General features: G+C 68.7%; 5 protein-coding genes and 2 pseudogenes. 5 read left to right on the top strand and 2 right to left on the bottom strand.

Annotated elements, in window-relative coordinates:
* The 5 genes and pseudogenes from I0Q12_RS29325 to I0Q12_RS34995 all read left to right on the top strand — a co-directional run.
* Nucleotides 1-780 (top strand): annotated as a pseudogene (locus I0Q12_RS29325) (class I SAM-dependent methyltransferase); the annotation flags it as partial.
* Between the two features lie 107 nt (nucleotides 781-887).
* Entirely contained in the window at nucleotides 888-1739 is an 852-nt protein-coding gene (locus I0Q12_RS29320; RefSeq protein WP_197257249.1) for a Bax inhibitor-1/YccA family protein, read from the top strand.
* Between the two features lie 150 nt (nucleotides 1740-1889).
* Nucleotides 1890-3275 (top strand): cystathionine beta-synthase, encoded by a 1386-nt coding sequence (locus I0Q12_RS29315; protein WP_197257247.1) that lies wholly within the window; start codon nucleotides 1890-1892, stop codon nucleotides 3273-3275.
* A gap of 102 nt (nucleotides 3276-3377) precedes the next feature.
* Nucleotides 3378-4523, top strand: a complete 1146-nt coding sequence (locus tag I0Q12_RS29310; protein WP_197257245.1) for a cystathionine gamma-synthase — start codon at nucleotides 3378-3380, stop codon at nucleotides 4521-4523.
* Nucleotides 4524-4587: 64 nt separating this feature from the next.
* Complete coding sequence (locus I0Q12_RS34995; protein ID WP_197257243.1) at nucleotides 4588-6474, top strand: SEC-C domain-containing protein; 1887 nt, start codon at nucleotides 4588-4590, stop codon at nucleotides 6472-6474.
* Between the two features lie 20 nt (nucleotides 6475-6494).
* Here I0Q12_RS34995 and I0Q12_RS29300 read toward each other — a convergent pair whose 3' ends face one another.
* Complete coding sequence (locus I0Q12_RS29300; protein ID WP_197257241.1) at nucleotides 6495-7097, bottom strand: DUF305 domain-containing protein; 603 nt, start codon at nucleotides 7095-7097, stop codon at nucleotides 6495-6497.
* Nucleotides 7094-7986 (bottom strand): annotated as a pseudogene (locus I0Q12_RS34270) (hypothetical protein); the annotation flags it as partial. The pseudogene I0Q12_RS34270 and the gene I0Q12_RS29300, both read right to left, overlap by 4 nt.

Here is a 7986-nt window from a genome sequence, read left to right as displayed (position 1 = left end):
TGCCCTGGTGACCGGCGCGCGGGTGGTGCTGCTGCGGCTGCCGCGGTCGCTGAGCGCGCTCGCCGAGATCGCCGAGACGATCGCCCGCCACGCCGACCCCGACGTCGTCGTCTTCGCCGGTGGTCGCGACAAGCACATCTCCCTGGCCATGAACGACGTGCTGGGACGTTCCTTCGCCGACGTGCAGGCCTCCCGCGGACGGCAGAAGTCGCGGGTGCTCACCGCCCGCACCCCGATCCCGGGCCCGTTCACCTATCCGGTGACCGAGACCCTGGCCGACATCGACCTGACGGTCGTCGCGCACGGAGCCGCGTTCGCCGGTCCGCGCCTCGACATCGGCACCCGGTTCCTCCTCGAGTTCCTGCCGCGTATGCGTCCGGACGCGGCGGTGGCCGTCGACCTGGGCTGCGGGACCGGGATCCTCGCGGTGTCCCTGGCCCGGCAGAACCCGGACCTGCGGGTCGTCGCGACCGACCAGTCCGCGGCGGCGCCGACCGGGTGGAGGTGCTGCGCGACGACGCCGCCTCGACGCTGCCCGACGACTCCGTCGACCTGGTGGTCTGCAATCCGCCCTTCCACGTCGGCGCCGCGGTGCACACCGGTGCCGCCGAGAAGATGTTCGATGCCGCCGCCCGGATCCTGCGCGACGGCGGCGAACTGTGGACGGTGTACAACTCGCATCTCAACTACCGGGGAACCCTGCGGCGGGTCGTCGGACGGACCGACATGGCGGGACGGAACCGCAAGTTCACGGTGACCAGGTCCGTGCGAACCCGGTAGAGTCCGGTTCGTCCGATCTCGAGTGTGCCGGGCCGGTGTCTGCGGGAACTCCCGCGACCCGCAGCACGTTGAACGGACAGAACCGACCACGAGAAGGGATGTGCACGGTGCGCACCACCAGTAACCCGGTGTTCCGCAACCTGCCCAAGCAAGAGGGCGGCGGATACGCCACGTTCGGCTCTGCGACGGCGGGCGCCGCGCAGGTCACCCAGCAATTCGGTCAGCCGCAGTACGCGCAGCAGGATCAGTGGGCCCGCCCCGCGACCACCCGCGCGATGACCATCGACGACGTCGTGACCAAGACGGGCATCACCCTCGGTGTGCTGACGGTCTCGGCGCTGGTCTCCTACTTCCTGGTCAACTCCAATGTGAACCTGGCCGCGCCGTTCGTCATCGGCGGCGGTCTGGTCGGCCTGGTGCTGGTCCTCGTCGCGACCTTCGGCCGCAAGATGGACAACCCGGCGATCGTCCTCGCCTACGCCGTCGCCGAAGGTTTCTTCCTCGGCGCGCTGTCGTTCATGTTCACCGACATCACGTTCGGTGGAGCAGGCGGATCGACCCTCATCGCGCAGGCCGTTCTCGGCACGTTCGGTGTCTTCTTCGGCATGCTCGTCGTGTACCGGACCGGCGCGATCCGCGTCACCCCGCGACTGACCCGCATGATCGTGGGCGCGCTGATCGGCGTGCTGGTCCTGGCCCTGGGCAATCTCGTCGCCGGCTTCTTCATCGACGGCGGCCTGGGCCTGCGTGACGGCGGCGCTCTCGCCATCGTCTTCAGCCTCGTCTGCATCGGCATCGCCGCGTTCAGCTTCCTGCTGGACTTCGACGCCGCCGACCAGCTGATCCGCGCCCAGGCGCCGGAGAAGGCCGCGTGGGGCGTCGCGTTCGGTCTCACCGTCACCCTGGTGTGGCTGTACGTCGAGATCCTGCGACTGCTGAGCTACTTCCAGAGCGAATAGTCCTGCCCTGAACCTCGCCTGCCCGTGCGTGTTTTCGGTAGTTCCCACTACCGAAAACACGCACGGGCAGCGGTGTTTCTGTCGTGTTTCCGCCCGGCCGCCGAGACGGCCGCCGGGCCGGACCACATCGTGAAATGAGAACATGGAGCCATGCGCATCGCGGAAACCGTCGTCGACCTGATCGGGAACACCCCCCTCGTCAAGCTCAACTCGGTCGTCAAGCCGGGCTCGGCGCTCGTCGCGGCGAAAGTGGAATACCTCAACCCCGGCGGCAGCTCGAAGGACCGCATCGCGGTCAAGATGATCGACGCCGCCGAGGCGTCCGGCGCGCTGAAGCCGGGCGGCACCATCGTCGAGCCGACCTCCGGGAACACCGGCATCGGCCTGGCCCTCGTCGCGCAGCAGCGCGGCTACAAGTGCGTGTTCGTCTGCCCCGACAAGGTGAGCGAGGACAAGCGCAACACCCTCAAGGCGTACGGCGCCGAGGTCGTCGTGTGCCCGACCGCGGTTCCGCCGGAACACCCGGACAGCTACTACAGCGTCTCCGACCGCCTCGCCCGTGAACTGCCCGGCGGCTGGAAGCCCGACCAGTACTCCAACCCCGGCGGCCCGGAAAGCCACTACGAAACCACCGGCCCGGAGATCTGGCGCGACACCGACGGCAAGGTCACGCACTTCGTCGCGGGTGTCGGCACCGGCGGCACCATCACCGGCACCGGCCGCTACCTCAAGGAGGTGTCCGGCGGGAAGGTCAAGGTCATCGGCGCCGACCCCGAGGGCTCGGTGTACTCCGGCGGCACCGGCCGCCCCTACCTCGTCGAAGGTGTCGGCGAGGACTTCTGGCCCAGCGCATACGACCCGTCGATCCCCGACGAGATCATCGCCGTCTCCGACGCCGACTCGTTCGAGATGACCCGGCGGCTCGCCCGCGAGGAAGGCCTGCTCGTCGGCGGTTCGTGCGGCATGGCGGTCGTCGCCGCCCTGAAGGTCGCCGAGCGTGAGGGCCCCGACGCGCTCGTCGTGGTGCTGCTTCCGGACGGTGGCCGCGGCTACCTGTCGAAGATCTTCAACGACAAGTGGATGGCGTCCTACGGCTTCCTGCGTTCGCCGCTCGACGGCAAGCCCGACGATTCCACCGTCGGCGACGTGCTGCGCGCCAAGTCCGGCGACCTGCCCGACCTGGTGCACACCCACCCGTCGGAGACCGTGCGCGACGCCATCGAGATCCTCCGCGAATACGGCGTCTCCCAGATGCCGGTCGTCGGTGCGGAACCGCCCATCACCGCCGGTGAGGTCGCCGGGTCCGTCAGCGAACGGGAACTGCTCAGCGCCGTGTTCGAAGGCCGCGCGAAGCTCGCCGACTCGGTCGCCGAGCACATGAGCCCGGCCCTGCCGCTGATCGGTGTCGGCGAGTCGATCGGTGCCGCGACCAAGGCGTTCGGCGACACCGACGCGCTGATGGTCATCGACGACGGCAAGCCCGTCGGCGTCATCACCCGCCACGACCTGCTCGGTTTCATCAGCGCCGGTTCCTGACGGACGAACACTGCAGTCCGGTGACGTCTTCGACGTCGCGGTCCGGTGACGTCGAAGACATCACCGGACCGCGGTGTCTCCGATGTCGATAGGCTGGACCGCATGAGTGAGCAGCACAGCCACGGATTCTCCACCCGAGCCGTCCACGCCGGATACGATCCGCAGACCGGCGCGGTCAATGTGCCGATCTACGCGAGTTCGACGTTCGCGCAGGACGGCGTCGGCAACATGCGCAGCGGATTCGAGTACGCCCGGACCGGCAACCCGACGCGGCGACCGCTCGAAGCGAACCTCGCCGCACTCGAAAACGGAACCTACGGACGGGCGTTCGGTTCCGGCATGGCCGCCACCGACTGCGTCCTGCGGTCGGTGCTGCGCCCCGGCGACCACCTGGTGATCCCCAACGACGCGTACGGCGGCACGTTCCGTCTCATCGACAAGGTTTTCACCCAGTGGGGCATCGAGTACACGCCGGTCGCGGTCAACGATGTCGACGAGGTGCGCGCGGCGATCCGTCCCGAAACCAAGCTGGTGTGGCTCGAGACGCCGACGAATCCGCTGCTCAACATCGGCGACATCGCCGCGATCGCCGAGGTCGCGCATGCCGGTGACGCAAAGCTGGTGGTGGACAACACTTTTGCTTCTCCGTACCTGCAGCAGCCGCTGACGCTCGGCGCCGATATCGTGCTGCACTCGACCACGAAGTACATCGGCGGCCACTCCGATGTGGTCGGCGGCGCGCTGGTGACGAACGACGAGGAACTCGACCACAAGTTCGGGTTCCTGCAGAACGGCGCCGGTGCCGTGCCCGGACCGTTCGACGCGTACCTGACGCTGCGCGGCATCAAGACGCTCGCGCTGCGCATGGAGCGGCACAGCGACAACGCCGAGCAGATCGTCGATCTGCTGTCCGGCCACAAGGCCGTGAGCCATGTGCTCTACCCGGGGCTCGAGTCCCATCCCGCACACGAGGTCGCCGCCAAGCAGATGCGCCGGTTCGGCGGCATGATCTCGGTGCGCCTGGCGGGCGGCCGGGAGGCTGCGCTGGACTTCTGCAAGCGCACCGAGATCTTCACGCTCGCCGAATCCCTCGGCGGCGTCGAATCGCTCATCGAACACCCGGGCGCGATGACGCACGCGTCGACCGCCGGTTCGGTGCTGGAGGTGCCGGACGACCTGGTTCGCCTGTCGGTGGGCATCGAGGACGCCGCCGACCTGCTCGCGGACATCGAGCAGGCGCTGGGATAGACGACACGGTCCGCCGGTCGGTTGCGTCCTGCGACCGGCCGGCGGACCCGTACGATCGACAGTTGTGAGCACAGACCTCGACGCCCTCACCGACGCCGCACTCGATGTGCTCCGTCGGCACGGACCGCTGACCGACGACGACCTCGCCGCGCATCTCGCCGACGAGGGATTCGGTGACGCCGACGAACTGGGGTACGCGGTCGTCGACCTCGATCATCCGTACCTCGACCTGCTTCCGGACGGGCGCAACGTCGCCGTCGACACGCTGCTCGAGGGGCGGGTGTTCACCCACCGTCTCTCGGCTGCGGAGATCGCGGCCGACGCGACCGGCGCCGACGAGCTCGGCCTGCCGACGAGAGCGCTGTGGGGCAACCCGGACGAGGACCGCGTGGAGTACGTCTTCAACGACTCGGAAGACGAACGCCTCGTCGAGCGGGGTATCGGGGACGGTGACATTCCGGACGAGGACATCCTGCTGCTCCCGCCGGGAACGTTCGCGGGGTGGTCGCCCGGTGACGTGGTGGCGTTCACCGTGACCGACGGACGTGTGCAGTGGCGACGCGTCGACGGCGACCTCGCCGCCGGGCCCGACCTTGCGGCCGGCATCGGTGCCGACACCGAGTTCCCGGTTCTGCTCGAAGATGTGTTGCTGAGTCTCGTGGCAACCGATCCGGCCGCATTCGCCGAACCGGCCGTTCCGTTGAACGAGTGGATCGACGCCGCCGGTTTCGACCGGCATCAGGACGACATCGCGCCGCGCGGTTTCGACTTCGCCGAATACCTGCGCGAACAGCGGCTCGCCGTCTATGCCGAGGAGCTCGACCTCGACCGGGAAGCCGTCCCGGACGTGCTGATGTTCGTCGGGCTCGTCGAGTCGATCGAGGACGGTGACGAGCTCGACCCGCAGTTCGTCGAGCACGGCGCCGGGCTGTACCGGCATCTCGCCGACCCGTACGTCGCCGCGGTGGCGCTGGGGCAGGTCATCGAACACGAACTTGCGCCGGCGGCGCTCGCGCAGGCGGCAGAAGTGTTGCTGTCCTTCGGATCTCGCGAACTTGCCGCACCTGCGCACTGGTTCGCCGGACGGGCCGCCGAATACGACGGACGGATGCGGGATGCCGAGCGCCACTACGAGCAGTCGGCCGGAGCCGATGTCGAGTTCGTACCGAGCCTGATCGACCTCGCCCACTTCGCATCCGACCGCGGGGACGCGGTGCGTGGCCTCACCCTCCTCGACCGGATCGAAGGCGGCGACGAAGAGCCCCTGTACGAACTACTGCAGTTCTTCCGGCCCGTCGACCGGCCCGACCTCGGCCGCAACGACCGCTGCTGGTGCGGTTCCGGACGCAAGTACAAGGTGTGCCACCTCGGCAAGGCCGATCACCCGCTCACCGAGCGCGCCGCATGGCTGTATCAGAAGGCCGCGATGCACACCGACCTCCCGCGATGGTCCGTTGTGCAGTTCGCGCTCGCCGAGAATCGCGTCGCCGCCCTCGACGAGTTCGACGAGGAGTACGCCGAGGCCTTGAACGAGGCGCTCGCCGATCCGCTGATCACCGATCTGGTGCTGTTCGAGTGCGGGGCGTTCGCCGAGTTCGTCGAGCAGCGCGGTTACCTGCTGCCCGAGGACGAACTGGACCTGGCCAGGCAGTGGCTGGAGGCGAAGCGCTCACTGTACGAGGTCGAACGGGTGCAGCCGGGTGTGTCGGTGACCGCGCGGGATCTGGTCACCGGCGAGACCGTCGAGATCAGCGACCGTGTCGCGAGCCGGCAGGTCGGCGCAGGGGAACTGTTGCTGACCCGCCTCGTGTCCGTCGGCGACGCGTGGCGGATCGTCGGCGAGATCCAGCGGATCGCCGAGGAGCAGCGGGCCGCGATGCTCGAAGTCCTCGACGACCCGGACCTCGACCCCGCCGCGCTGGTCGACCCCTTCTCGGACGAGGCCGACTGACACGGGTCGACCGGCACAGGTCACGGATACGGCAGGACGGTCGCACCCCGCGCGTCCAGCGCCACGGCCATCAACGAAATCTCCTGGTGCTGTTCGTCGACGAGTGCGGTCGCACGGGTGCGCACGGCCGGCACCGCGGTCGTGTGCGCCACATCCGCCGCCATGTCGATCCCGCCCTGATGATGGCGAATCATCAACTGCAGGAACAAGATTTCACGCTCGGGGCCGGTGGCGTCGTGCAGGCGGGTCAGTTCCTCGTTCGTCGCGACGCCCGGCATGCCGACATGGTCGTGCCCGGTCGGCTGGGCGGGTGCACCCGCGAGTTCCAGCCAGCCGGTGAGGATTCCGATCTCCTGCACCTGCGACGTACGGATCTGCGCGGCGAGCGCACGCACGTCCGGCGCGACGTCCCGGCCGAGCATGTCGGCCATGGTGATCGCCTGTTGATGGTGCATCGACATGGCCTGCGCGAACGCGATGTCGCCGTCGGTGAGCGCCACCGTCGCGGTCGCGGGGCCGGGATCGGTGCCGCCGCCGGACGAGATCCGTCCGACCGCGACACCGAGCGTCAGGCACAGTACGGCCACGGCGAGTACCAGCGTGGTGCGACGTGTCGTGCTCATCGCGGCGGATACACCGCCGGATCCAGTTGCAGCGCCATGAACCCGTTGTCCATGCACGTCACATACAGCTTGTCGCCGTGGAATTCCGGTGGCGAGAGGCACCAGTCGGCGGACAGGTCGCCGCCGACGAGCCGGCTGCGCTCGTTGACGATCCCGTCGGTTCCGGTCTCGCCCTGCAGGATCGCGCGGGCGACGGACAGAGTGCCGATGATCGGCGGGGCCGCGATCGATCCGAGCGTCGCGTGCAGCGAATTCGGCAACTGCAGGTTCTTCCCGGTCTGCGCGGGCGGGTTGAAGTACGCGATCTCCCGGAACCGGTCCGGGTCCGTCACGTCGAACACCCGGATGCCGGACTGGATCCAGCCGCACGCCATCGCGCGCGGATCGTCGGGGCGGTCGACGGTGCAGTAGTGCGCGTCGTAACCGAAGGCACCGTTCGCGGCGCTGCTCGACGCCCAGCGGTTCTGGTTCTCCGGCAGGTTGATCGCGAGCTTCGCGCTGGTGCGCCAGCGCGGGGCGGCCGGGTCGGCGATGTCGAACAGTTTCACGCCGCCGGAGCCGCCTTCGTCGACGGTGAAGATGTGCGGCACGCCGTCGTACGTGACGTACACGCTGTGCTGGCTGAGCAGGCCGTCGGTCCAGAACTTCGAACCCAGATGCGGCAGCGGATGGCCGATCACGGTGCGCGGCGGCCGATTCTGCACCGCCGAGACGTCGAGGATCGTCATCCCGGCCAGATTCGACAGGAACATGGTGTTCCCGTCCGGCGTGAATCCCATGCCGTGCGCGGCGACACCGGTGAGGCCGCCCCACACGACCATCGGCTGCGTGGGATCGGTGAGATCGACGGCGCTGACCCAGCCCGGAGCGATCCCGGACGCCCAGTAGG

The organism is Rhodococcus sp. CX (assembly GCF_015865005.1).
Lineage (GTDB): Bacteria > Actinomycetota > Actinomycetes > Mycobacteriales > Mycobacteriaceae > Rhodococcus.
This window is presented reverse-complemented; position numbering and strand designations above follow the sequence as displayed.

Excerpts from the sequence above, each read along its gene's own strand:
- I0Q12_RS29300 (WP_197257241.1), bottom strand. The coding sequence starts at position 7,097 with ATGAGCACGACACGTCGCACCACGCTGGTACTCGCCGTGGCCGTACTG.
- I0Q12_RS29315 (WP_197257247.1), top strand. The coding sequence starts at position 1,890 with ATGCGCATCGCGGAAACCGTCGTCGACCTGATCGGGAACACCCCCCTC.
- I0Q12_RS29310 (WP_197257245.1), top strand. The coding sequence starts at position 3,378 with ATGAGTGAGCAGCACAGCCACGGATTCTCCACCCGAGCCGTCCACGCC.